The following is a 25,087-nucleotide window of genomic DNA, read 5'->3' as shown; positions in this document are numbered from 1 at the left end:
TGCCCTACTTCTCTTTGTTTGTTGAGTGAACAGGGAGCGCTCGCTGGCAAAAGGACCGACTATATGACAGAGCAAGAATACTTTACCGTCCATCATAATCTCACTATCAACGTCGAAACGTTGAGTGCGGATTTTGCTTTGCCAGATGAAGAAACCTTTGTCTCCGAAATTCCAGCACCGTTTATTGTTGCCAGCGAATTTAGCCATCTAGATATGTTGGCAGACAATGCACGTCTAGAGCTAAAAAACAAAGATTTAAAGCATGTGATTAACTTGCTTGATACGCAAAACGCGAAACTTAACCTCTTGTTGAGCTTTATGCTTTCACAACAAGATGATGCCTCCATTCGATACCAAACCACGAAGTTTGGTGCCAGCCAACTCAGTTACCGTTCAGATACAGCGCTATCTGCCCAACAACTCGTTCGTGTTAAACTGTTTCTCGATCATCCTGCTGCAGCGATTTACGGTTACGCTCAAGTAGAAGAATGTGATGCTTCAGAGCAAGATTTCATTATCACTCTTAGATATAAGATGCTACGTGAATCTGACCAAGATTTGCTCATAAAAGCGGCACTATATCAACAACAAAAACTTTTACGTCAGCGCTCGATGGAGCGAGATAAAAAATAATTCCTATGACAAAAGCAACGATTCTTTCCGTCACCAATCCTTCTGAGCGTGGCGACAAAAAACAGCTAGGTAATTTACCGGGCGCGGCTCTACCTCTAGCTATTGCTGAGCTAGCCAAGCAGCATTCGAGTCACTCGCTACTCGTCGTGCCTGACCCGCAAATCGCTTTAAAGCTTCAAGCGGAGATTGAACAATTCACTGACCAAACAGTAAGCCTGTTCCCTGATTGGGAAACGCTGCCTTACGATAACTTTTCTCCGCATCAAGAAATTATCTCTGAACGTATCGCGCGCCTATACCAACTGCCAAGCCAACGTAATGGTATTACCATCGTGCCAGTCAGTACGGTGCTGCAGCGACAGTCGCCACGTGATTTTCTATTGCAACATACCTTAATGGTGAAAACCGGCGATCAACTCTCGCTTGAGAAACTACGTGTACAACTTGAAAATTCGGGCTACCGCCACGTAGACCAAGTATTTGGGCCAGGTGAATACGCGAGCCGTGGGTCGATTCTCGATCTATTTCCTATGGGCAGCGATGACCCGTATCGCATCGACTTCTTTGATGATGAGATAGATACCATTCGCACGTTTGATCCAGAGAACCAACGCTCTATCGACGATATTCAGCAAATTCAATTGCTGCCTGCACATGAATTCCCAACCACTAAAGAAGCGATTGAGGATTTTCGTACACGTTGGCGCACCCAATTTGAAGCACGCCGAGAGCCAGAGTCGATCTACATGCAAGTGACCAAAGGCACTTGGCCCGCTGGTATTGAGTATTGGCAACCGCTGTTTTTTGACCATACCGAGACTTTATTTGAATATTTGCCAGAAGACTCTCAAATCATCACATATGGTGATATTGAATCTGCGGTCGATACTTTCTTAACCGATGTCGAATATCGGTACGACCAGAAAAAAGTTGATCCACTACGTCCTCTTTTGACTCCTGAACAACTTTGGCTGAAAAAAGACGAACTCTTCAGCCAACTAAAACAGCTCCCTATGGCTCAATTGAGCCTAGATAAAGTGGTTAAGCGTGCTGGTCGTCAAAACCTACCAGTACAATCGTTAGCCGAGCTTGGCGTTCAGCAACAAAATAAAGAACCGCTTTCGCGTCTTCGTCAATTCAGTGAGCAATTCAGCGGCAAAATTGTTTTCTCGGTAGAGTCAGAAGGTCGTCGCGAAGCACTAACGGAACTGTTGCAAGGCATCAAAGTTCGCCCAGTCGTACATGGCTCACTTTACCAAGCTCTAGATTCGAGTGATCGCTTCAGTTTGATCTTAGGCGCTGCAGAGCATGGTTTCATTCACGAAGAGCTGAACTTCGCTCTGATCTGTGAAAGTGATCTACTTGGTGACCGCGTTATCCAGCGACGCCGCAAAGATAAAAAAGCAGTCAACAGTGACACCGTTATTCGCCACCTTGCGGAATTGAAACCCGGTCAACCCGTGGTTCATATTGATCACGGTATTGGCCGCTACATCGGTTTACAAACACTTGAAGCCGGTGGCATGAAAACGGAATACGTCACCCTTGAGTATCAAAACGATGCCAAGCTCTACGTACCAGTTTCATCACTAAACCTTATTAGCCGTTATTCAGGCGGTGCTGAAGAAAGTGCACCACTCCATAAATTGGGTGGCGAGGCTTGGGCAAAAGCACGTCGTAAAGCGGCAGAAAAAGTGCGTGATGTCGCGGCCGAGTTGCTGGATGTTTACGCTAAGCGAGAGTTAAAACCTGGCTTCAAATTTGAGCTAGATCGTGGGCAATACGCAACGTTTAAAGCAACGTTCCCATTTGAAGAAACGGATGACCAAGCGATGGCCATCAATGCCGTCTTGTCAGACATGTGCCAAGCAAAAGCGATGGATCGCCTAGTGTGTGGTGACGTGGGCTTTGGTAAAACAGAAGTCGCTATGCGCGCAGCATTTGTCGCAACGGATAACAGTAAACAGGTCGCCGTACTCGTACCGACAACCCTGCTTGCTCAGCAGCATTTCGAAAACTTCCGTGACCGTTTTGCCAACTTACCAATCCGAGTTGAAGTACTGTCTCGTTTTAAATCGGCCAAAGAACAAAAAGTCATTTTGCAAGACGTTGCAGATGGTAAAGTCGATATTGTCGTCGGTACGCATAAGCTGCTTTCAAGCGACATTAAATTCAAAGATTTAGGTTTGTTGATCGTTGACGAGGAACACCGCTTCGGGGTTCGTCAAAAAGAAAAAGTCAAAGCAATGCGTGCGGATGTGGATATTCTTACCCTCACCGCAACACCAATTCCACGTACCTTGAATATGGCCATGAGTGGCATGCGCGATCTGTCGATCATCGCGACACCTCCAGCGCGTCGTTTAGCCATCAAAACCTTTGTTCGTCAAAGAGAAGAATCTGTGGTCCGTGAGGCGGTACTGCGTGAAATCATGCGTGGTGGTCAGGTTTACTTCCTGCACAATCAGGTAGAGACTATCGAGAAAACCGCGGAAGACTTGCAAAAGCTTATTCCTGAAGCACGAATTACCGTGGCACATGGTCAAATGCGTGAGCGCGAACTAGAGCGCATCATGAATGCTTTCTACCACCAGCGCTTTAATGTGTTGGTGTGTACAACGATCATCGAGACCGGTATCGACGTACCAACGGCGAATACCATTATTATGGATCGTGCAGACAACCTTGGTTTAGCGCAACTGCACCAATTGCGTGGCCGTGTTGGACGCTCTCATCATCAAGCCTATGCTTACTTATTAACGCCACATCCAAAAGCCATGACCAAAGATGCTATCAAGCGTCTTGATGCGATTGCTTCACTGGAAGACTTAGGCGCAGGCTTTACTCTAGCAACTCACGACTTGGAAATCCGTGGGGCTGGTGAGCTGCTTGGTGACGAGCAAAGTGGGCAAATTCAATCGGTTGGTTTTACACTGTACATGGAAATGCTGGAACAAGCAGTCCAAGCATTGAAAGAAGGTAAAGAACCTTCTTTGGACGAGCTGCTTCGAGAACAAACTGAAGTTGAAATGCGAATCCCAGCGCTCTTGCCAGACGATTACATCCCGGATGTGAATACACGACTGTCGATGTACAAACGTATTGCGAGCGTTACGAGTGGTGAAGAACTCTCAGAGCTCAAAGTGGAACTTATCGATCGATTTGGACTGCTTCCAGACGCGACGAAGAACTTACTTGCTGTCTCAGAATTGAAAATTTCGGCTGGTAGCCTAAAAGCGAAAAAGATAGAAGCCCATGATAAGGGTGGATTTATCGAGTTTTACCCTGATGCTGACATAAATCCAGCGTATTTGGTTAAACTGCTGCAATCACAGCCGCAAAAATTTGCAATGGAAGGTCCAACTAAGTTCAAGTTTAGCGTACCATTGGCGGACCGACGTAAACGCATTCAGTTTGTTCAAGACTTACTGAATGATTTTAAACAGAATTTATTACCAACGAGCTAATAGTCGAATGAGAATACTGATCCCGTTATTGCTTCTATGTGTCTCAATGCCTTCTTGGGCACAGCGTCAATTTGATATTGAAGTGATCATTTTCAAGCGAGCAGTCGACGCTGAAAGCACCACTGAATCTTGGCCGAATCAACTGCCAAAAATCGATATGGAAAATGTCGGCAGCTTAGAGAGTGAATCATACCGTCGCTCTAAAGGCGTAACACTACTGCCACGCTCATCTTTCCGCCTGAATGCGCAAGAAGCAGCATTAAACAACCACGCTGGGTTTAAAGTGCTTAAACACGTAGCATGGCGTCAAGGTGACCGAGGCAAATCTAGCGCCCCAATTTTCCGTATTGTTGGTGGACGAGATTTCTCTGATTCTTATCACGCAGATGGTAGTCCAATCAATGGCAGTACTCAGACATTTTCCACTGACGGTTACAGTGAAGAGACAGTCAACGGTCCTTTGTATGAACTAGACGGTCGATTCCAAATTTACGTGCAGCATTATCTATTCGCTGAAACGACACTAGACCTGCGCGAGCCAAGTGTTAGAGAAGTGCGTTTTGAACCAACTTCAACCGAGCAATTGGCGGATGATTTAGGTGAGGTCGATGGTAATGTTCAAGTGGGTAACTTGGCGGAAATCTCCCCTACAATAACAGAAGAAAAGTTCCTCAAGAGCTACCGAATGGATCAAAAACGCCGTATGCGTAGTAGTGAGACTCATTACCTAGACAACCCATTGATGGGCATGATCATTCAAGTTCGTCGCGTTCGATAAGCACGAGTGATTCAACAAAGCGCAGCATTTGCTGCGCTTTGTTTTTATCTGTTATGTCCTCAGTTATTCCTAACCAACGCAGAGCAAGGAAAATAACTGCGTTACAGTATGAAATAGACAGTTTTCAAATTACTTACACTCAACATGGAAGTCGTATCAGTTCATGAGTCCAGATTTTGAAATAATTGCGCCCCGCTTAGCGCTCAAGCTCATCCCTTCTGAAGAAGCTCACTTACTACAACGTTTGCTTGCAGAGTCCCCTTCCCTACACCAGTGGCTAGATTGGTGTAATCAAAACGTTACGTTGAAAGATGCACAGGACTTCCTGTTGGCAACCCGACTTAACTGGGTAAAAACAGAAGCTTTCGGTTTCGGTATCTATGAGCGACAAAGTAACACTCTAGTAGGAATGGCCGCCGTAAACGAGTTATATCACACGTTTAATATGGCAAGTATTGGCTACTGGGTTGCTGACCGCTATCAACGACAGGGCTATGCTCAAGAAGCCGTTAGAGCCTTGGCTGAATTCTGCTTTGCAAAGCTGAGTTTAACTCGACTGGAAATTGTCTGTGACCCCGACAACGAAGCAAGCCAAACCTTAATTGAGTCAGTCGGTGCACAAAAAGAAACCATCGCCAGAAACCGGTTTATTTTTCATGGTAAGCCTAAGGATGGCGTTGTGTACTCACTTTTACCGGCAGATCTAACATAAATAAAAAGCCACCGACTTGCGGTGGCTTTTTATATTTCGAAGATACAGCATCCGCGCAATCCGCGTAGATGTGAATTTGGCGTCTTAGTGAAGCTTAAGGTTTGGACGCAGTACTCGGTTGATACGACCCACGAGCATCATCAGTCCGGTTTTAAATACGCCGTGCAACGCCATCAGGTGCATTCGATATAACGAGATATAAACGACACGTGCAATACGGCCTTCTACCATCATCGACCCTTTGGTTAGGTTGCCCATCAAGCTACCAACGGTAGAGAAACGGCTTAGAGACACCAATGAGCCGTGATCTTTATACACATAGTCTTTCAGCTCGCGTCCGTTGATCTTCGCAACGATGTTGCTGAATGCTTGGCTTGCCATTTGGTGCGCAGCTTGCGCACGTGGTGGAACAAACGAACCATCAGCCTGAGTACATTGTGCTAAGTCACCAATAACGAAAATGTCATCATCACGCGTCGTTTGTAGTGTATTTTTCACTACCAGCTGGTTGATACGGTTCGTTTCTAAACCAGCGATATCTTTAATAAAATCTGGTGCTTTAATACCCGCAGCCCAAACCATGATTTGTGCCGGGATCTTCTCACCATCTTTCGTGGTGAGGCCATCTTTTTCAGCTTTAGTCACCATGGTTGCCGTGCGTACATTTACGCCCAACTTCACCAGCTCCTGATGAGCAGCAGCCGAAATACGTGGAGGAAGCGCAGGTAGAATACGCTCACCCGCTTCAATCAGGTTGACGTTCAGCTTGCTAGAGTCAAGATCGCCAAAGCCGTAAGTACGCAGCTCTTTAACGGCATTGTGTAGTTCTGCAGATAGCTCAACGCCAGTTGCACCAGCACCAACAATGGCGATATCCACCGTACCGTTGCCGTTTTTCGCGTGCAGTTTTAGGAACTCATTGTTCATTTCTGTGCGGAAACGGTGCGCTTGTTCTGGACTGTCTAGGAAAATACAGTTCTCACGAACGCCAGGAGTGTTGAAGTCGTTTGATGTTGAACCAATCGCCATGACCAGAATGTCGTATTCTAGCTCGCGGCTTGGCATCAGAAGCTCACCATGCTCATCTTTAAGCTCACTTAAGATGATCACTTTACGTTCGCGGTCGATGTCTTGAAGGCTACCCATTTGGAAGTCGAAGCTGTGGTTTTTTGCATGAGCTCGATAACTCAGAGCATCCACCCCTTCGTCCAAAGAGCCAGTTGCAACTTCATGCAATAATGGCTTCCACAAGTGGCTCGCTTTACGATCTACTAGCGTAATTTGCGCACGGTTCTTGCGACCTAGAGTTCGGCCAAGCTTAGTTGCCAACTCAAGACCACCAGCACCGCCGCCTACAACGATAATGCGTGTCACAATGATTTTCCTCTACAAAAATGAATATATGGGGTTCAGCTCGACATATGGCTCACAGACATGCTGTGCCATACATCCAACCGATGAATTCTTGGTTCTTAGAGGTGTCTCAATTTATTTGGATTAAAAACTGCTGCCTAATTTTATTCTTTATCTATCAATAACTTGTTAGGAATCAGCATATTTGTCTGGTACGCATACGACGCCAGAGATTTTTGGGCAAGTTTATTACTCGCTCTCAATTTTTTTTGATATTTATCAAATTATTTTAGTCTGGTTCATTATATAGAGACGTACTTTGAAGGCAACCAAAATCCGTGTGACGAGTACGGATTGACTACTTTTCGACTACTCTACAACAAGGTATTCGTGCCACATAGGATGGAAGTAAGAAAACGGTAAGGAGAACACAATATTCTAAGCGCTAAACCAAGAAAATGAGGTCTTTAAAGAGAAAGGGACTCGGCATACTCACAAGAGGGGGTCGCAGCAAAGCAGCCGATAAAAAATGCCGCTTTACTGTTCACACTCAAACACTCTTAAGTATTTTTAAATGCCTTCATCGCTTGTAAATGGTGAGAGATCTTTTTGAACTTGTGGGACTGCGTTTCGTCCCAAATGATTTGATAGTATTTTTCTAACTCAGCTGCAGTTTTCGCATTGTCATGCACTTCATCATCTTTGGATAAAATCACCAAGCAGTGAGCTTGATTTTTCGCTCGAAACTGATCAACACATTTTGTTGCGATATCTTCGTACTCTTCTGGGCGATCGATTCGACCAGCCATCGTTTTTTCTGGGTGCAAGTTCGGGTTAAACATCACTTGTTTGATACCGCATAGAAAACCAATTCGTTCAGACCAATAACCACCTAAACCAACCCCACAGATTAACGGGTTTGGATCATCCGATTGATCGATAACTTTAGACACCTCTTTTAACAAGTGTTGCATGTCGTGCTTTGGGTGAAGGGTGCTGTAATTGATAAAACGAACGTCGTCGTCGATGAATTGCAGTTGAAGAACTTTTTCGTGGTTACCCGGGCTTGTACTGTCAAAGCCGTGTAAGTAAATAATCATGTGTACCTCTCCCTGTGTGTATCTGGTACTTTTATTAAAACTACCACTATTTCCTTACTGTTAAAGGGGAAAATATCACGAGTTCTCAAAACAGTGATCTTCCATACACAATGAGCCTTTCAACTCATACGCACTGTTTAAGTATTGCTCATCTCCCCACAATTTATAGGCCAGTAAATACCAAAGCATCGCCATCACTAGGGTTCTTGGCTGCCACGCCTGTACACCACTTAACCAAAGAGACGCATCTTCGATACCTCGAATTTGGCAATACTGTTTCACCGCCTCTTCCACAGGCGCATCCGCGACTTGAATAGTCAAGGTCAAATCAAGCCTAGGGTCAGCAATACCAGCATACTCCCAATCAATGACTTTCACCCCACTCTCTCCCCGAACGAGGTTGTAACACCCCAGGTCAAAGTGACAAAGAGCTAGTGGAATCGGCGCTACACTCGGTTCCGTGCGCCACTTCATGTATAGAGCCTCAAATTCCGTATCCGCATACTGACCATCAAGCTCAAGCCAATAATGATCGATGCGAGAAATATAAGAAAATGGAACCAAAGGGAGCGCGCTGATCGGGTGCTGATGAATGGTCGCCGCAATGGATAATAAATCTCTTACTGGTAGCCCTACATCTGAAAGTGCTTGCCCTTCGATCCATTCCACCAGTAAACCTTGCTCGTGGATAAACACTGGCTTGGGGCCAATTTCTAATGAAGAGATAGCATTCAGAACTTGATATTCATTGTGGCGAGAAATTGAAAAAGCCTTGCAAACATTACTGGTCGGTCGCCAGATGTATACAAGGCCTTGAGAGGATTCCAACCGCCAACAACGGTTGGTTAGCCCCCCGGTAACGGTTTGAACTTTTACCGGAGGCTCAGTAAAGAAGCCATCGAGAGCATTAAGACTCGGATCTAACTGTTTTGCTTGTTGCCAAGAAAACCATGCCATTGATGACTTCTCCATCAGTATCGATTAAAGACCGAATAAGCTCTTCGATTGCGCTTTACGAATTTCCGTTTCATCCGCCCACTCAATCAAACCTGTTTCTAGGTCCATTAGGCGCATGGTCATCTTGTAGTATACATCTTTATCGCTACCTGCATTTTTGACGATGCTAGATAGGTTACCGTAAAGCATGTATTGCGCACCCACCATTTTACCAAATTGGATCGCTGTGCTTTGGTTAACCAGCTCATCCGTGTTTTGGAAGTTAAGCTGTTCACGCACAGACTCAACACGGTCCATATCAACAAAGCGGAACTTACCAGAGTTCAGCATCTTAGTAGAAATAGTGTCGGTAATGGATTCAGTGTCAATGTGTTCACTGGTCTTGTTCTTAATTCGCTCAACAAAAACGATAGGACGTTGATCACGAGTAATTGCTGCTACAGAACCCGACATCATCATGCTATCCACCATTTCAGCCGCGATTTTTTGTAAATCTGTTGAGCCAAAATCGATAGTTGTGGTTTCTGTTGCTTGCGCATCGCCGTAAGAGACTTTGTTAGAACAGCCACCCAAAATGACGGCAAGACCTAAAAGAGCAATAATACTTTTTTTCATGAGAGTTCCTTAGTTTTTCAATACCAGCGCATCGTTAGCGCGGCAGCTTCGGCAAAGCCGTTAAGATTAATTGTCTTGTGCTTCTCTAATTTGAACACGGAATTTGGTGCCATTTGGATTCACAGTAACTTCAGATAACGTGACTTGCTCAAACCCTCGCACAATCATTTTGCGCCATGGGCCAGGCTTGGTATTCACTTCTAAACCATTATTGTAATACCAATAGAAGCGGTAAAGAATGTGCTGGTCACCTTTATAGTTACTGCTTAGTTGCACCACTCCACGTGGACGATCATCAACGTAAGTGGTGGTGATGTTGTCAACTAATAAGCGACTACCCAAAACGTTATCATTAAAAAATACTTTTTGCGTTTGACCATCAATTCGAATACCAGCCGTGTTTTCGGCGCATCCAACTAAACCAATAGCCATTGCTAAACAAATAAGCCATGCTTTCATTACAGTCTCCCTAGCTGTTTATGCCACACGGTTGAGTGTGTTCCCTGACGAGATACCCATACCAATGTAGTCTGCTGTGCAGGCACTTCAAACTGATAGGTTTGATCACCCAAGTTTAAACTTTGTGTTCCCGGTTTCACGACTTTTGATGCCGTTTTCACTTGCGCTGGTAATGTTTGCCAACTTCTCGTATCCGGCTGCTCGGTCAATGTGTTCCATACATTGAAAAGTATGTTACCCACATCATCGCCTTTTTTCGCCGCCTCTTTTCGGATTCGATCTTTTGCCCAAACGCGAAGAGCTTGACGGATCACCATTGTAGTCAGACGTTCATTAAGATCGTTTTGTGCCATCGCATTAACATCAGTCAGCGTGCTAGAAGGCAATACCTGACCATTTAAAACCACATCGCTAAAACGTTGAGCACCCCGATTCGGATAATAAGGAAGCGCCAACGAATAAATGGCCCCATTATCGCGACTGTCGTAAATCGGTAGATCAATACGCCAACCTTTCAAAGCCTCCACAACGCCTTGTTCATCAATAACGATGACTCGACCTTGAGACTGAGTTAACCCAGAAGGTGCTTTACCATACCGTTTCTCTAGCATGCGTAAGTCTTCACGCATGCCTAGTTTCTTAGCGGCGTACAACGTGCTTTCAACAACTTGTTTGTTGTCTGGCATCACAGCGAGTGCTCGTCGGTAATCAACATAAGCACTGTTTAAATCTCGTGACGCTTCATATAACAAGCCAGAAAGATAGAACAAATAGCCGTTTTGTACTGCGCTTAGTTTTTTACCAGCATCAGGGTAGCTCGCCAACACACTGCCTAAATTGGCAGACATGCCTTGCTTTTTCAGGTCTTTTTCTGCTGCTTTTAGTTCTTTTTCACGCGCCTTTCTTGCCGCTTCCTGAACTTGATTGGCTCGACGCACTTCAACAAGCGCCCCTTCCAAATCGTTTTTCTGTAAATAGTTTAGCCCGAGATAAAGGTGCAGAAAGCCAAGTTCATAATCGGCGGGATGATAATCTTGGAGATTGTCGTTCACTGCGAGAGAGCCGACGCTCGTTGCCGTTTCTGACACAGAAATAGTCGCGCGATCTTGCTGAACACGAACGGCACGTTCACCATTTTCCAGCGCTTTCAAACTTGTCGGGTAATCTTCAGCAAGAAAAGAAATACGGCCCTTTTCAAAGTTGCCAAGTATCTCGCCACCCACTTCGCTCGATTGAAGTTGTTTCGCTTTCGCATATTCCCCGGCAACAACGGCTTGATAAACTTCTTGATTCTGGTCGCTGTAGTGACTAAACAGATTGCCCGCAGACAAATTCGCGCAGCCAGAGGCCATTAAAGCCCAGCTCATCAGCCCTAACAGCTTTACACCTAGTTTCACATTTATCTCCACAAATGTGTCATTCGACAGGAAAAAGAAGTGGGTGAACTGCGCCACCCACTTTTTTAAAGCTTAGCTCAATACCATTGGACCTAGAGGACGACCGCCTAATAGGTGCATGTGAATATGGTAAACCTCCTGGCCACCGTGCGGGTTACAATTAACGATCAGGCGATAGCCGTCTTCCGCAATGCCTTCCTCTTTCGCCAGTTTTTTAGCAACAGTGAACAAACGCCCCATCATTGCTTCATCTTCAGCTTCAACATCATTCGTTGTTGGGATCAATTTATTCGGAATAATGAGAATATGGCTCGGTGTGCGCGGGTTAATATCGCGAAACGCAGTCACCAACTCATCTTGATAAAGAATATCGGCAGGGATTTCCTTACGAATAATTTTACTAAAGATCGTTTCTTCCGCCATGAGGACTCCATTTTATAAAGGTAATTAGACCCCAATTAGTATGCGCCAACCAAAAGCGGAGCTCAATAAAAACAGTGTTCACTTAACATTATTAATCAAACGCTAATTAACGAAGCTTTTTTTGTCGTGTGCGTCATAAAATGCGCGTCACAAACTCAATACAATCCAATGAATTTTGTTACTTTTTTAAGACAATTATTATTTTTATACCCAAGTAAGCTCAAAATTCTTGGGTAGCTTGTCTATTTTGGGAGAGGAAGCTCACTTATGCGAGGTTCAGTTATTAAAAGGATGTATGCGGGCTTTGCTCTGATCATCATCCTATTTGCCGTCACAATTGCCATTATGATGGGAGGAATGAGTGATATTCACGGGAAGTTTGGCACCGTGTCTAAATCATCCCTACCTCTGGTATCGTTATCTAACCAAACCAGTGTTGAACTGCTTTCTGCCGACAAATCGTTTAAAGATTTTCTGACGACAGAGAATAAACAACGCATGGATGAAATGCGTCAGGAATTTGCTAGATCTCAACAACGTTTCGAATCCACTTTGGCTCAACTGGAAACTGCAAGCCAAATCTACCCCTCTCTTGCCGAACCGTTTTCACAATTAAAAACGTTAGAGCAGAGCTATTTTACTGAAGCTCTTGAAGCCATGGACAACTACGAAGCAATGTTCGCTGCGCAAGAAAAAGTGCAAAAATCGTCACGTCGCTTCCAAAAGCTGAATACCGAGTTGTCGGTCGGCCTTAAAGAATATGTGGCAGATCAAACCAGCATTTCTGTCAAAGTCATGGCGAAGAGTTACTTCATTAAGCTAAAAGATGCCGAAGTGATAACCTCTGATGCCCTCGCCAGCTCTGATCCTGAGTTTGTTACGCAAGCCGTGACCAAAAACCGCAAAGCAGTGACTCATTTGAACTATGCTTTCCGTGGTTTAGTTACTCAATTACCTGAACTAAAAACAGCGTTTGGTGAGTCGGTAGAACAATTCACACGCGATGTGGGAATGCGTGGAGGGGTCTTAGACCAGCACAATAATTACCTCAATGCTCGTGCAGCGCTATACAACAACATCGCCAACCTAGCGAATAAAGTTGATTCAACGATGGCGATTCTTGAGCAATTTACGACAACCGCAACGGATAAACTTAATGAATCGTTAGCAGACGCTGGTGACATTTATTCTGCGGGTGTGACGAAAGCCATCATCATTGGCGTTGTTGTCGTGTTACTTGCCACAGCGATTGGCTACCACATCGCGCATAGCGTTCGCGAACCATTGACTCGTATTCTAAAAGTGCTTGAAAGCCTGACTGAAGGTGACATGACACAACGTATCGATATTCGCTATAACAACGAGTTCAGCCGAGTGAGTGGACACATTAACTCACTAGCCGACAGTCTTCACGAGATCTTAGTGAAACTCAACGAAGCGTCAGAGAACCTATCTTCGACCGCAGCAACAAACGAAAGCACGTCTTCGCAAGCGCAAAGCAAATTAAGCTCACAACGCGAGCAAACAGCAAACGTTGCGACCGCAATGACGGAAATGTCTCACTCAGTGCAAGAAGTCGCTCAAAGTGCACAAGGTTCACTAGAAATGGTGCAGCGTGTCGAATCTGCCTCTGAAGAAGGCAGAAATGTCATGAGCAGCAATATCTCGACCATAAATCAACTGGAAACGCGTTTGAACGAATCCGTTTCCGCTGTCTCTGAACTGCAAAAAATGAGTGGTCAAATTGGTTCTATCCTCGATGTGATTCGCAACATTGCTGAACAAACTAACCTATTGGCATTGAATGCAGCAATTGAAGCGGCTCGCGCTGGCGAGCAAGGTCGCGGCTTTGCGGTAGTGGCCGATGAGGTGCGTGTGCTTGCATCCAGAACCACTCAGTCCACCACTGAAATTGAATCGATGATCAGTAATCTGCAATCCAGCTCTCAGTCAGCAAATCAAGTAATACAAAGCTGTATGAGCGATATGGAGATGTCTGTTGAGCAAGCATCAAAAGCGAACAGCTCAATGGAAGAGATTCAAGCGCTAATCATCGAAATCAGCCAAATGAGTACGCATATTTCGCAAGCGGCAGCAGAGCAAAGTGAAACCTCAGCAGACATTGCACGCAGTATTGAAGATATCAATAGTATCGCCGATGAAAGCTTCCAAGCTATGTCGAGCATCGCACAGACCAGTGAATCCCTGACTCACTTGGCTCATCAACAGAATGAATTGGTTCACCGCTTTAAGTTATAAATAATTTATAAATTTGAGCATTAATCAGTGCAATCAACTGTATAAGGGCGACTTTTTGTTAAGTCGCCCTTGTTTTTTATCAGCCATGTCTACATATGATTAATATGGCCAGCTCATCCCCTTGCACATCTCTTTTCGAGCGGCCTCATAAAAAGGAAAATCTATGGCTGTTCATGTTGGTATTATCGACCAAGACCCAGTGAGATTGGTCACTCCTCTATTAGATAATCGTACGCTAAGCACACATATCGTCTTCATCGGAGACAAGAGCCAGTTAGATATATTTGACCGACTGAGTGCCGTTTTAGAGCAACGAGACATTACTTCCGAATTTTTTGAAATCCCATCCGCCGTCAATACTTCGCTGATCAAACAAGCGATTCAAAAACTGGCAAAAGATCTCCATGAACGCGGCGAAGATGTGAAATTGAACGCCAGTTGCGGTCTTCGTCATCGCTTATTGTCTGTGTACGAGGTTTTCCGTACCTATCGCTGGCCAATTTTTGTGGTTGAGCCAAGTAGCGATAAGCTTTGCTGGTTATACCCAGATGGCAAAGAAGATACTCAAGTCGAAGACCACATTACGATTGCTGACTACCTCACTATCTTCGGCGCACGCGGCGAGTTCCACCACGTTGATTTACCTCCTCTTCTTGATAAAAAACTGTATGAACTTGGTGAACGCTGGGCCTCAAATGCGCTTGAGCTTGGTCCGGGCTTAGCGACTCTTAATTACCTTGCAACCACATGCCGCAAAGAGCAAAAACTTGATGTGGAGCTTTCTGAAAAGCAACAAGGCTACCGTGAGCTCAACATGCTGCTTTCGGACTTAGTGGAAGCGCAAATCGCCACTTATGAGAATGGCGTTCTAACGTTTGCAGATGAAGATGCACGCCGCTTTTCAAACGGTGAATGGTTAGAGACTCTGGTACACAGCACAGTCAAGCAAATTCAAGATACGATGCCGACGATTCAAGATCGCTCTTTGAATGTTCAGGTTTATCGCAAACTTGGTGAAAGTGAAGTACGCAATGAGTTGGATGTTGCAACAGTGGTAAACAACAAGCTCCACATCATTGAGTGTAAAACCAAAGGCATGCGAGATGACGGCGATGACACCTTGTACAAGCTAGAATCCCTCAGAGATCTGCTAGGTGGTTTACAAGCACGTGCAATGCTGGTGAGCTTCCGACCGCTTCGTCACAATGACATTACTCGTGCAGAAGATTTGGGGCTAGCTCTGATTGGCCCTGATGAGCTTAAAGACTTAAGAACGCACCTAACGGCTTGGTTTAAAGACGCAGGTGGCTCGGACGAGATCTAGTATCAGTGATAAAAGCTAGAATTCAAAATGATCAAAAGCAGCGTTACAGGCTGCTTTTTTCATACCTAATTTTTAAGTGTGGGTTTAGATAGGTAGAAAAAAACCAGAGGCGTGCCTCTGGTTTTTCCGTTTGTTTAAAATGCCAATTACCGCGGCTTACAGCATTTTACGCGCTGCTTCTACTACCACCTTAATTGAACGAGCTTCCGTCTCTTTCAGAGTTGAATGATCTGGAATCTCTTTTTGTGTACGGTTGATGATTACACCCGCCACACAACCTGCTTTTAGACCAGAGCTCGCACACATTGTTAGCAATGTTGCAGACTCCATCTCAAAGTTAAGTACGCCCATGTCTTGCCATTCTTGCATAGAACCTTGGAAACGCTTAACAACGCGACCAGAGAACGTGTCGTAGCGCTCTTGACCTGGGTAGAACGTATCACTTGAAGCCGTCACACCCATGTGAACCGCAGCGCCAGACTCTTCTACTGCCGCTTTCATTGCAGTTGCTACTTCAAAGTCAGCAACTGCTGGGAATTCCATTGGCGCAAAGTGCAGGCTCGCACCGTCAAGGCGAACTGACCCCGTCGTTACGATCATGTCACCTACGTTTACATGCGGTTGAATTGCGCCAGTTGTACCAACACGTAGGAAAGTACGAACACCAAGCTGCGCGAGTTCCTCAACTGCGATAGAGGTAGAAGGGCCACCAATACCTGTAGAACAAACCACAACAGGTTTACCGTCTAATTCGGCACGGTATAGCGTGTATTCACGGTGACTTGCTAGAAATACTGGGTTTTCCATTTGTTCTGCGATTTTTTGAACGCGCGCTGGATCACCAGGAATGATGGCTAGAGTCGCACCATTGAGATCAGCTTCAGTAACACCTAAATGAAATACAGCTTGAGACATAAGTCGCTCCTTATTGTGGCTTATTTTATGAACAATAAGCTCATTAATCAGTTATTGGGTACAAATGCACTGTAGCGAACCTTTCACCAACATAGAGTGATCACAATCACAATGAGAAAATGTAATGAAACTATAATTTCACCCAAAACAAGCAATGATCACACTTTTGGGGAGTTTGGCTCATTTTGTTGCATAGCGATGCGTGATTTCAAAAACAAACTAAAACATATTATTAGATTTCGTCGATACGGTTAAAAAAGCCCGAGACACGAATGCCTCGGGCTTTTTATTAGCTAGTTAGGTAGGTCACTTGGCCTGCTTGGACTCAAAACGGAGCAATCTCAACGCATTTAACGTAACCAGTGCAGTTGCGCCGCTGTCAGCTAATACTGCCACCCATAGACCCGTAATGCCCAGTAAACTTGTCACCAAGAAAACGCCTTTCAAACCAAGCGCTAACGCAACATTCTGACGAATATTACTTAACGTCGCACGCGATAGTTCTATCATGGCAGGTAACTCAATCAGACGATTGTGCGTTAATGCCGCGTCGGCCGTTTCCAGCGCAACATCCGTACCGCCTCCCATCGCAATACCGATACTCGAAGCTTTCATCGCTGGCGCATCATTAATACCATCTCCCACCATTGCAACGGTGTGTTGCTGTGATAGTTTCTCGACGTAATGCACTTTATCTGCTGGTAATAAGCTTGCTTTATAATCCAAGCCTATTCTGGTCGCCATTGCTTCAGCACTTCTCGGGTTGTCACCGGTTAGCATCACCGACGTTATCCCAAGCTCCTTCAACGTAGCGATAGCTTCTTGGGCATCTGGGCGCAATGTATCTTGCCATGCAATCACGCCAATGACCTCGTAATCATAACGCACAATGACAACCGTTTTACCTTGTTGTTCCAACGTCACCACTCGCTCTTCGGTTTCTTGAGAAAGTGGGAAATCGGCCTTAGAAGGCGTGACTACTTGGACTATTTTCCCATCGACGTAACCAGTGACACCAGAGCCCACTTGCGCAGTTTTATCTAGCGCTTCAGGAATAGGAAGCCCCTGCTGTTGCACTTTATTAACTAAAGAAACCGCTAGAGGATGGCTTGAGCCAACTTCGATTGAGGCTGTCAGGCTAAGTAACTTGTCTTCATCTACATCAAAAGCAAAGACGTCGGTCACCTGCGGCTTACCTTGCGTCAATGTACCGGTTTTATCAAATGCGACGGACTCAACCTTACCAAGCAACTCAAGCGCCGCGCCACCTTTGATTAATGCCCCCCGCTTCGCCGCAGCCGCCAAGCCAGAAGTAATCGCTGCAGGCGTTGAAATAACCAACGCACACGGACAGGCGATCAGTAACAGGGCAAGTCCTCGATAAATCCACGTTTCCCACGGTTGAGCAAACAACAGTGGTGGCGTGACGATAACCATCAAGGACACCAACATCATCAGCGGCGTATACCAACGGCTGAATTTATCCAGAAAACGTTCTAATGGTGCCTTACGAGATTCTGCTTCTTCAATCAAATGGAGAATTCGGTCAATCGCATTCTCGCCTTGACGAGAAGTCACCTGTAAACGAACGACTTTATCGACAACCACAGCCCCGGCCATCACTTTGCCACCCGTTTGGTGCTCAACGGGAACGGATTCTCCCGTTAACGCACTTTCGTCAAAACTCGCAAGCGCATCTTGCAACACACCGTCCGCAGGCAAACGACCACCGGGGGCAACTTCTATAATATCCCCCGGCTTAAGCTGAGCTGCAGGCACCTCTTTACGCTCACCATCAACAATTAAAATTGAATTTTCTGGGACTAAGTCCATTAGCGCTTGGACACCACTTCGAGCGCGGGATGATGCATATGCTTCTAACTTTTCACCAATAAGGAAAAGCAATAACACCATTGCCGCTTCAGCGGTTTCACCTAAATATAAAGCGCCGAGCGCTGCCACACTCATTAACGTTTCAATCGCAAAAGGCGTACCGCTACGCGCCAACTTGAACGCTTTAAGCGCAATTGGGTATAACCCCAATAAACAGGTCAACGTGAATAACCAAGCGCTTATTTGAGGGTCGATCTTAGAAATTATTGCCGCGACAGCCATCGCACTAGCAATAGAGAGAATTTGAATGTTGTCTTTTACTACCCCACGCCAGCCTTTCGTTGCGGTATTTGGTTTTGGAGCATCGAGTGAAGAAAGCGGAAAACCTGTTTGTTGGGCTGCATGTTCTATCGTAGAGGTCAGCTCGTGATTATCAAAATCGACAACCAGTTTTTCTGTTGCAAACAAGACTTTTGCTTGGCTAACACCTTCCAAAGACGTAATAGCTTTTTCAAGCTTTTGTGCACATGAAGGGCAATCCATACCTGACACAAGCCACGAGTTTCGAATTGAGGAATCATTCTCCCTTGAGGGCTCTTCTTCCTCACCAGGATCGGCGCTACAACTCCCTCCGCTGCAACATGAACTTTCGGACACTTCTACGCCAGCTTGAGAAATGCTGAGTGAAGATTTTACTGGTGCGCAGCACGACTCGCTCGCGCCAAGCGGCACCGCAGTTTTGATTTTGCTGGATTGGCAACCTTGATGTTTCGTACACATAATTTATTTTCCTTATTGGTGTAGGCTCTTTGCCTATGACTAAGGATAAACCTTAGAGCTAGCTCCAAGGTCAAGGTGATTTTTTAAAAACTCGTCGATTGAAAATAAAAAAAAGACGCCGAAGCGTCTTTCCAAATGACTTATTTAAAATCAAGCACCTATGAAATTTGATCAGAAAGGTTAAACTGGATGCTTAAAACATTCATTTAAAGTCATCCCGATGGCGCGCAGCACATCTCGCCTAGTGATAACGCCAACCAATTTACCTTTGCCGTCAACCACTGGATACATTTTTGGCTTACCAATCTTCATCATGTCAGCCAACTCAATCACTGACATGTCTGGAGAAACAGATAACACATCGTCATGCATACACTCTTGAACGGTATGCGTATCTTGGCAGTGATAACTCGCTTTCACCAATTTATCTAACAAGTCTTGCTCTGATAAGAATCCAACTACCTTTTCATTCTCATCAATGACGGGCCCACCTAATGTGACGCTTTGCATGACTTTATTCAAAGCAGCCGAAAGTGACATATCTTTAGTGAAGGTCACCGCTTGCAACGTCATGTAATCTTTTACTTTTAATGAATGCATTCTTATCTCCTTAAGGGCATTTTATTGCGGCCTTTAGATAAGTGTCGCCTAATTTCCTGAATTTACTAAATGGAAATGAGTAATTTTATTTATAGGTGCAGCCTATTGATCTGAATCAAAATTAAGTCATCATCGGCATTCACTGTTGTTTAATTGAGTACAACTTGCAAATGGGCTCATTTTTAACAGGTGGTAAATACAACAAAGCCAGTCAAATTGACTGGCTTCATTGGCGCATAGTTACATTAACAATGATGTCGACGCATATTGTCTAAAATAATACCGGTTGCCATTGCGACATTCAGCGACTCAGCACCCCCAAATGCCGGAATCGTGATCTTATTTGTCACGAGCTTCGCAGCTTCTTCACGTACGCCGTGGGACTCGCTGCCCATCAACAAAATACCTTCAGCAGCGAATTCCGTTTTATGAACGCTCTCCCCTTCCAGAAACGCGCCATAAACTGGCAAGTTGGCTTCTTCTAAGTAACTTGGCAAATCCACCAGACTCACTTGTACGCGGCCAAAGCTGCCCATGGTCGCGCTGATCGTCTTAGGATTATACGGATCAGCACAATCTGTACTCGCAATAATGTGCTTGATGCCATACCAGTCTGCGACACGAATAATCGTTCCTAGATTACCTGGGTCAGATACGCCATCTAGCGCAATCATCAAGCCTTTTGCTTGAGGCACTTTTACACTCGGGATTTCAACCACTGCAATGGCCGCGTTATTGCTCACGAGAGTGCTCGCTTTGGTCAGGTCGTCAAGCGATGCTTCAATGCAATCAAAACCACTTAGCGCACTAGCGTTTTGTTCGAGAAATGCCTCGGTTGCGAAGACATGCTTCACCTTTAATGAACTGCTTGCCAGCTCTAAAACGTTCTTTTCACCCTGAACTAGGAATAAGCCATGCGCTTTACGCTGTTTCTTTTGACCTAAAGCACGAAGCAGTTTTAATTGGTTTTTTGAAATCATTAGAGTATCCCAGGTGAAAATGGTTATTCGGCGAATGTACTCGAAACAATCTTCACGACAGTTCGGTATCAAGCGCGTGAGATTATAAATTATACCTAAATAACCTCAAGAAACTTGATTCATCAGAAGACTTTGAAGAGCAAACGCAGTAAAAGAGGGTTCAAAAACGAAAAAAGCCCTGCGATATACGCAGGGCTTTTAAAGGGTGGGACCCCAGCCACATCCCGGCACACAAGTCACCCGCTGCGGCTGCTTCCTTCCGGACCTGACCGAGTTCACGAGCTATTGTTGCGAGAGGACCAGAGCCCCATAATTCTTTTCGAGAGGACTTGCCTCAATCGATGGGGCGATTATTCAGTATCAGCCCTCATAATGCAAGAGCAAAAGCCTTGAATTTCGTCATTTCATTACCGTTTGGACAAAACTCGATCAATTCATTCCTCTACGATTGAGCCACGTAACGATGCGAAGAAGGATAGCGGCGTGTTGACTGCTTACTTGAATACATATCTTCATCAGCTAAATGCATGGCTTGCTCTAAGCTCATGTGCTGTTCTCTTTTTGCAGAGACACCGATAGAGATACCCACAGACTCTAACTCACTACACAGTTTGCCTTTTACATCAATTCTGCTGAGCTCTTTCATTGCCCTATTTAATTCTGCTTGAGTCGGATAGCCCAACAGTATGAACTCATCTCCCCCTATCCGGTAACTTTTTCCTGACCATACATAATGAATTTTTAGCGCCAATAATTGCAACACCTCATCACCAGCACGATGACCGTACGTATCATTGATTCGTTTGAAGTGGTTAATATCCAAGTAAAGTATGGATAGCTCTTTGTTTACGCCTTTTCGATGTTTTACTTGCAACGCGCGGCGATTTCTTAACCCCGTTAAATTGTCGGTATTCGATTGACGGTAAAGATAAAGCGAAACGCAAATCGCAAACAACAATACAAAGACAAACACAGCCTGCGTTTGCGTTGCCAGCCGAACCTCATATTCAAGCGCGGTACGCCAATCTGGGCGCAGGTCGTACTGGGCAATGATCTTATCAACTTCCAACATCGCTATCGCTCGACTGAAAAAAGGAGCAAGCATGGCACCATTCTCGTTCGCCACCAATCCAACAGAAAGTTGTGACTGGTAAAACTCGCCAATCGCCGTGTCCTGCTCTATCGGAACCAACTCGCTCAGACGTAAAAAGTGGTTGAGCATCGCGGTATCCATCGGAATGTAATCGACTTCTTCATTCAATAAACCCTGAATGAGTTCTTGTTGGGTACGATAACGTTTCAGCTCTTTTAGCGGTAAAAGTTGCGTCATCATTTGGTCGAAAAAGTCGTCCTCAACCACACCAATCCGCTCAGAGATCAACTGTGACACATGAGAGTAAGTGTTCGGCTTGTAACCTAAACGCTTGACCATAACGGATGCTGGTGAGTAATGGGGCTTGGGAAAGTAACTAAATTCATGCCGCTCGCGACTGACCGTTAACGGCGCTAAAATTTCAAAACTCCCCTGCATAAACTCATGGTACATGGAACCCCAGCTTTCATTTGGCTCACTAATGATCACGCAGTTTAATGCCAAGATCTCACAGCTTCTCAGGACGACATCTGCCGTCATCCCTTCGATACTGCCGTCTTCGTTGTAAACAACATATGGAAAGATAGATTCGAGCTTGATCCGTATTGGCTCACTAAAATCGAGAGGTAATAAGCGAATAGATTCTCGCAATGCCGCTCGCCTTAATTCAAATTGATACTGGGAGATCTCTTCACGAAGTTGCTTTTGCACTCCTTCCCCATGAATAAACGTAGCGAACGTATCCAACTCTTCGAGATGATGATCTTTTTTACTGATGATCGATACTGGCTTTATCGAAATCTGATCATTCAACATCTTAGCGTCAAAGCCCTCCAGCAGCATCGGCTTAAGCTGATTGATGGCATCGACTACGCCTTCAACAACGCCTGATCTCAGTAACGTTACCGCTTGCTCATGACCTTGATAAGAGACCTGTTTTAGCTCCGGGTAGTATTGTTTAAGTAATTCGGCATAAACCGTATCTTTAGGGACGCCAACTCGTGAAATGTCACTCAACGTCGAGTCTTTTAATCCAAAAAGGTAGGTATATTCGATATTAGTTGGACGGGAGTAACTAAAGCGTTGAGCACGCTCTTCTGTGTAAGTGATATTCGCAGCAAAGTCCGCTTCCCCATTCGCGACGGAATTTAGAATGGCATCAAAGCTGGAATAGTTCACATATTGAACGGTAAAGCCGAACTCTTTCGATGCAGCATTAAAAAGAACACGGGTGACGACATCATCCGCTTCTGTCGCAACTTTATAATGAGCAATTAAAGGTGATTCAGCTTTTACATTCAAACTCAGTAGGCAACAAGTAAAAAGCAACAGTGTTCGAGCAAAGGTAGTCATGACAAACTTATCTTAAATCAACCACTTATAATGTGGTTATTATTATTGGAAGTTTAGTAAATATGAAATGAAGAACATATACTAATCTTCATTTTGTTCCACAACCAATTCGATAGTCTGCCGCACGTGTCACTTTTTACCTGACGAAATACTCATAATTCTGCCTGTTCATCGCTGCTACGTAAGATATAGTCCGTCATCCAAGCCGTTCCTAACAAACAGATCCAAACAACAAAAACAGGGTTTGGTACATCTGTAGTCGGACTCACCACTAAGGCAGCAAAGCCAACGGTCGGTAACGTCCAGCACAATAGTTTACTCCAACGAATGGAGTGTTTAAGCTTCGCGAGGGTTTCCATTGAAGCCAGCATTCCTGTCACGCTCAATGCCACAAGAACGGCATATGGCAAGCCAGCAATCCATAATGGGAACAACAACAGCATCGGCCACCAGCTGTGCTTATTGGATGGGGTCCAATGTACAGCAGACCACCACATCGCCATGACCGCGACAGTTTGAACCACTGTAACCCAAGCGGATCCATCCAGCTTCCCACCTTGTTGCGTGACCATAATACCGACTTGTAGAGTAAGTACGATTAGGCCTGCGGTGAGCAGGACGCCCAACGAACTTCTACGAGAGAACACTACCATTAAAAGTGGGAAAAGGATCAAAATACCAATCGATAGCGCGATTGGTTGCATTGAGAGCGTAGCGCCAAAAGCCATCATTGCGCCCAGCAACACCAAGCCTGCAAACCCGCCTTGTGGCAAGATCCACAACGCCGGGATCATGAGTGCAAGAACGGGAATATCTCCCTCGCTCAAACTCATCGCTCGAACGCACACCACTGCGAGTAAAGTCGTAATGAAAAATTGAAGTGTCGATAAAATCATAGCGCCTCCTGGCTTCCCCACCTACTTGGTAACTCAACGGCAAAAACTGGGATTAAAAGTCGTTGAGAGGGTCTAGATTCAAGCTTAGCTTGTGTTTGTTTTATGCTTTTTAACGCTCATTAACATACGGCACGACTGAAGAGAAAATGTGATCAACAAAAGTCAATCGCGGGCAATATAAACGTTAAGAACCGTTAGCAATATACAAGTCCGATGGTTTACCATTCCTTAGTAATCCACAATAGACACTTTTGAGTATGGACCAATTTTTAGCGCAAATCTTTGCTGTAATTCACCAAATTCCAAAAGGAAAAGTCTCCACCTACGGGGAAATCGCAAAAATGGCAGGTTACCCGGGCTACGCAAGACATGTTGGTAAGGCGCTTGGTAATTTGCCAGAGGACAGCAAACTCCCGTGGTTTAGAGTGATAAATAGTCAAGGAAAAATATCCTTAAAAGGCAGTAACTTAGAACGACAAACAAAGAAATTAGAAGCCGAAGGAATTGAAGTATCTGAGATTGGAAAAATTTCGCTAAGAAAATACAAATGGCAGCCTTAGGCTGCCATTTTTTGTTCGCTGAGTTTGATATTAACGCGTACCAACTAGACGAATATCCAACTGGTGAGTTTGTGCTTCATCTGTGATTACACCGTTATGCGTATCGCTGATAAAACGCAATTTACCATCCACTTCAATACGCGCACGGACGCTGTAACGATGGTTTGGTTTGATTTCATTGTTATCGTAGTTCAGTTCAAAAGAAAGAGGAACTTGTTTACCTTCCGTTTCGAATGTCTGCTTTGCTAGTACTTTTGCTGGCGCGTCAGCCAAAGACACATCTTCTAACGCGACGGTAACCACTGCGTTTGGCGGCAGAGCAATACGCTCACGGTAAGCCACTGTACCTGTAATCGTCTTCATTGACGCCTCTGCAGATTCCATTTCTGTATTTTGAGAAGTTTGGCAACCCACTAACGCAGCCCCAAAGAGTAAAGAAGTAACAAGCAGTAGTGTTTTTTTCATATCTTCCTCGAAAAGAGTATTAAACCGGAGCAATTATAGGTGTGGAATATAAAACTGTCTGCTTCCTGTCAGTTTATTTGACAATAGTTTGACTGAGTTAGAATTTATCAAACAATTGATTTTGTTTCATAATCG

The 25,087-nt window shown here is 44.9% G+C and carries 21 protein-coding genes and 1 other RNA gene; 7 read left to right on the top strand and 15 right to left on the bottom strand.

From position 1 onward, the window contains the following. The first annotated feature begins 63 nt into the window (after positions 1 to 63). From ACZ5ZC_RS12895 to ACZ5ZC_RS12880, 4 genes are all read left to right on the top strand, one after another. Positions 64 to 633 (top strand): hypothetical protein, encoded by a 570-nt coding sequence (locus ACZ5ZC_RS12895; RefSeq protein WP_006742154.1) that lies wholly within the window; start codon positions 64 to 66, stop codon positions 631 to 633. Positions 634 to 638: 5 nt separating this feature from the next. Continuing rightward, entirely contained in the window at positions 639 to 4,100 is a 3,462-nt protein-coding gene (gene mfd / locus ACZ5ZC_RS12890; protein ID WP_464931962.1) for a transcription-repair coupling factor, read from the top strand. 7 nt (positions 4,101 to 4,107) lie between these two features. Continuing rightward, positions 4,108 to 4,878, top strand: coding sequence for a peptidoglycan binding protein CsiV (locus ACZ5ZC_RS12885; RefSeq protein ID WP_074191059.1), 771 nt, complete (start codon positions 4,108 to 4,110; stop codon positions 4,876 to 4,878). A 163-nt stretch (positions 4,879 to 5,041) separates the two neighbouring features. After that, a complete protein-coding gene (locus ACZ5ZC_RS12880) occupies positions 5,042 to 5,590 on the top strand; it encodes a GNAT family N-acetyltransferase (protein WP_048626173.1) in 549 nt (182 codons plus the stop codon). A gap of 84 nt (positions 5,591 to 5,674) precedes the next feature. Here ACZ5ZC_RS12880 and ACZ5ZC_RS12875 read toward each other — a convergent pair whose 3' ends face one another. The 7 genes from ACZ5ZC_RS12875 to hinT all read right to left on the bottom strand — a co-directional run bounded on the left by ACZ5ZC_RS12875 (position 5,675) and on the right by hinT (position 11,894). Next, the gene (locus ACZ5ZC_RS12875; RefSeq protein ID WP_006742157.1) at positions 5,675 to 6,964 is read right to left on the bottom strand and encodes an NAD(P)/FAD-dependent oxidoreductase; all 1,290 of its coding nucleotides are present in this window, start codon (positions 6,962 to 6,964) and stop codon (positions 5,675 to 5,677) included. 539 nt (positions 6,965 to 7,503) lie between these two features. After that, positions 7,504 to 8,043 (bottom strand): alpha/beta hydrolase YcfP, encoded by a 540-nt coding sequence (gene ycfP / locus ACZ5ZC_RS12870; protein WP_012842003.1) that lies wholly within the window; start codon positions 8,041 to 8,043, stop codon positions 7,504 to 7,506. A 75-nt stretch (positions 8,044 to 8,118) separates the two neighbouring features. Beyond that, on the bottom strand, positions 8,119 to 9,000 hold the full coding sequence (gene thiK / locus ACZ5ZC_RS12865) for a thiamine kinase (RefSeq protein WP_203342231.1): 882 nt from the start codon (positions 8,998 to 9,000) through the stop codon (positions 8,119 to 8,121). A gap of 24 nt (positions 9,001 to 9,024) precedes the next feature. Next, the gene (gene lpoB / locus ACZ5ZC_RS12860; protein ID WP_005378467.1) at positions 9,025 to 9,615 is read right to left on the bottom strand and encodes a penicillin-binding protein activator LpoB; all 591 of its coding nucleotides are present in this window, start codon (positions 9,613 to 9,615) and stop codon (positions 9,025 to 9,027) included. Positions 9,616 to 9,681: 66 nt separating this feature from the next. Then, positions 9,682 to 10,074 carry a YcfL family putative periplasmic lipoprotein gene (locus ACZ5ZC_RS12855; protein WP_054867719.1) on the bottom strand — a complete coding sequence of 131 codons (393 nt, stop codon included), beginning with the start codon at positions 10,072 to 10,074 and terminating at the stop codon, positions 9,682 to 9,684. Continuing rightward, positions 10,074 to 11,471, bottom strand: coding sequence for a COG3014 family protein (locus ACZ5ZC_RS12850; RefSeq protein ID WP_258643911.1), 1,398 nt, complete (start codon positions 11,469 to 11,471; stop codon positions 10,074 to 10,076). Before ACZ5ZC_RS12850 ends, ACZ5ZC_RS12855 begins: the two co-directional genes overlap by 1 nt. A 72-nt stretch (positions 11,472 to 11,543) precedes the next feature. Then, the gene (gene hinT, locus ACZ5ZC_RS12845; RefSeq protein ID WP_005390611.1) at positions 11,544 to 11,894 is read right to left on the bottom strand and encodes a purine nucleoside phosphoramidase; all 351 of its coding nucleotides are present in this window, start codon (positions 11,892 to 11,894) and stop codon (positions 11,544 to 11,546) included. A gap of 267 nt (positions 11,895 to 12,161) precedes the next feature. Here hinT and ACZ5ZC_RS12840 point away from each other — a divergent pair, with 267 nt between their 5' ends. Further along, positions 12,162 to 14,153, top strand: coding sequence for a methyl-accepting chemotaxis protein (locus ACZ5ZC_RS12840; RefSeq protein WP_005390610.1), 1,992 nt, complete (start codon positions 12,162 to 12,164; stop codon positions 14,151 to 14,153). Positions 14,154 to 14,316: 163 nt separating this feature from the next. Next, positions 14,317 to 15,477, top strand: coding sequence for a DUF1887 family protein (locus ACZ5ZC_RS12835; protein ID WP_005390608.1), 1,161 nt, complete (start codon positions 14,317 to 14,319; stop codon positions 15,475 to 15,477). Between the two features lie 156 nt (positions 15,478 to 15,633). On the opposite strand, the gene udp is transcribed toward ACZ5ZC_RS12835, so the two are convergent. From udp to ACZ5ZC_RS12800, 7 genes are all read right to left on the bottom strand, one after another. After that, complete coding sequence (udp, locus tag ACZ5ZC_RS12830; protein WP_012842006.1) at positions 15,634 to 16,392, bottom strand: uridine phosphorylase; 759 nt, start codon at positions 16,390 to 16,392, stop codon at positions 15,634 to 15,636. A 306-nt stretch (positions 16,393 to 16,698) separates the two neighbouring features. Continuing rightward, on the bottom strand, positions 16,699 to 19,005 hold the full coding sequence (locus ACZ5ZC_RS12825) for a zinc/cadmium/mercury/lead-transporting ATPase (RefSeq protein WP_464931961.1): 2,307 nt from the start codon (positions 19,003 to 19,005) through the stop codon (positions 16,699 to 16,701). A gap of 180 nt (positions 19,006 to 19,185) precedes the next feature. Next, positions 19,186 to 19,605, bottom strand: coding sequence for a CBS domain-containing protein (locus ACZ5ZC_RS12820; protein WP_005390603.1), 420 nt, complete (start codon positions 19,603 to 19,605; stop codon positions 19,186 to 19,188). Positions 19,606 to 19,850: 245 nt separating this feature from the next. Then, positions 19,851 to 20,585 carry an RNA methyltransferase gene (locus tag ACZ5ZC_RS12815; RefSeq protein ID WP_005390601.1) on the bottom strand — a complete coding sequence of 245 codons (735 nt, stop codon included), beginning with the start codon at positions 20,583 to 20,585 and terminating at the stop codon, positions 19,851 to 19,853. A gap of 208 nt (positions 20,586 to 20,793) precedes the next feature. Continuing rightward, positions 20,794 to 20,890, bottom strand: an RNA gene (ffs, locus tag ACZ5ZC_RS12810) — signal recognition particle sRNA small type. 137 nt (positions 20,891 to 21,027) lie between these two features. Next, positions 21,028 to 23,031 carry a diguanylate cyclase gene (locus tag ACZ5ZC_RS12805; protein WP_464931960.1) on the bottom strand — a complete coding sequence of 668 codons (2,004 nt, stop codon included), beginning with the start codon at positions 23,029 to 23,031 and terminating at the stop codon, positions 21,028 to 21,030. Positions 23,032 to 23,183: 152 nt separating this feature from the next. Beyond that, positions 23,184 to 23,927 carry a VP0952 family biofilm-associated protein gene (locus ACZ5ZC_RS12800; RefSeq protein ID WP_046874702.1) on the bottom strand — a complete coding sequence of 248 codons (744 nt, stop codon included), beginning with the start codon at positions 23,925 to 23,927 and terminating at the stop codon, positions 23,184 to 23,186. A 257-nt stretch (positions 23,928 to 24,184) separates the two neighbouring features. Here ACZ5ZC_RS12800 and ACZ5ZC_RS12795 point away from each other — a divergent pair, with 257 nt between their 5' ends. Then, positions 24,185 to 24,487, top strand: a complete 303-nt coding sequence (locus ACZ5ZC_RS12795) for a DNA base-flipping protein (protein WP_005390592.1) — start codon at positions 24,185 to 24,187, stop codon at positions 24,485 to 24,487. A 30-nt stretch (positions 24,488 to 24,517) separates the two neighbouring features. Here ACZ5ZC_RS12795 and ACZ5ZC_RS12790 read toward each other — a convergent pair whose 3' ends face one another. Then, positions 24,518 to 24,952, bottom strand: coding sequence for a YbaY family lipoprotein (locus tag ACZ5ZC_RS12790; RefSeq protein ID WP_012842007.1), 435 nt, complete (start codon positions 24,950 to 24,952; stop codon positions 24,518 to 24,520). Between the last annotated feature and the right edge of the window lie 135 nt (positions 24,953 to 25,087).

The sequence above is a fragment of the Vibrio sp. JCM 18905 genome, assembly GCF_055393305.1.
Note: the sequence above shows the minus strand (reverse complement) of the source record. Positions and strands in the feature narration are given on the sequence as shown.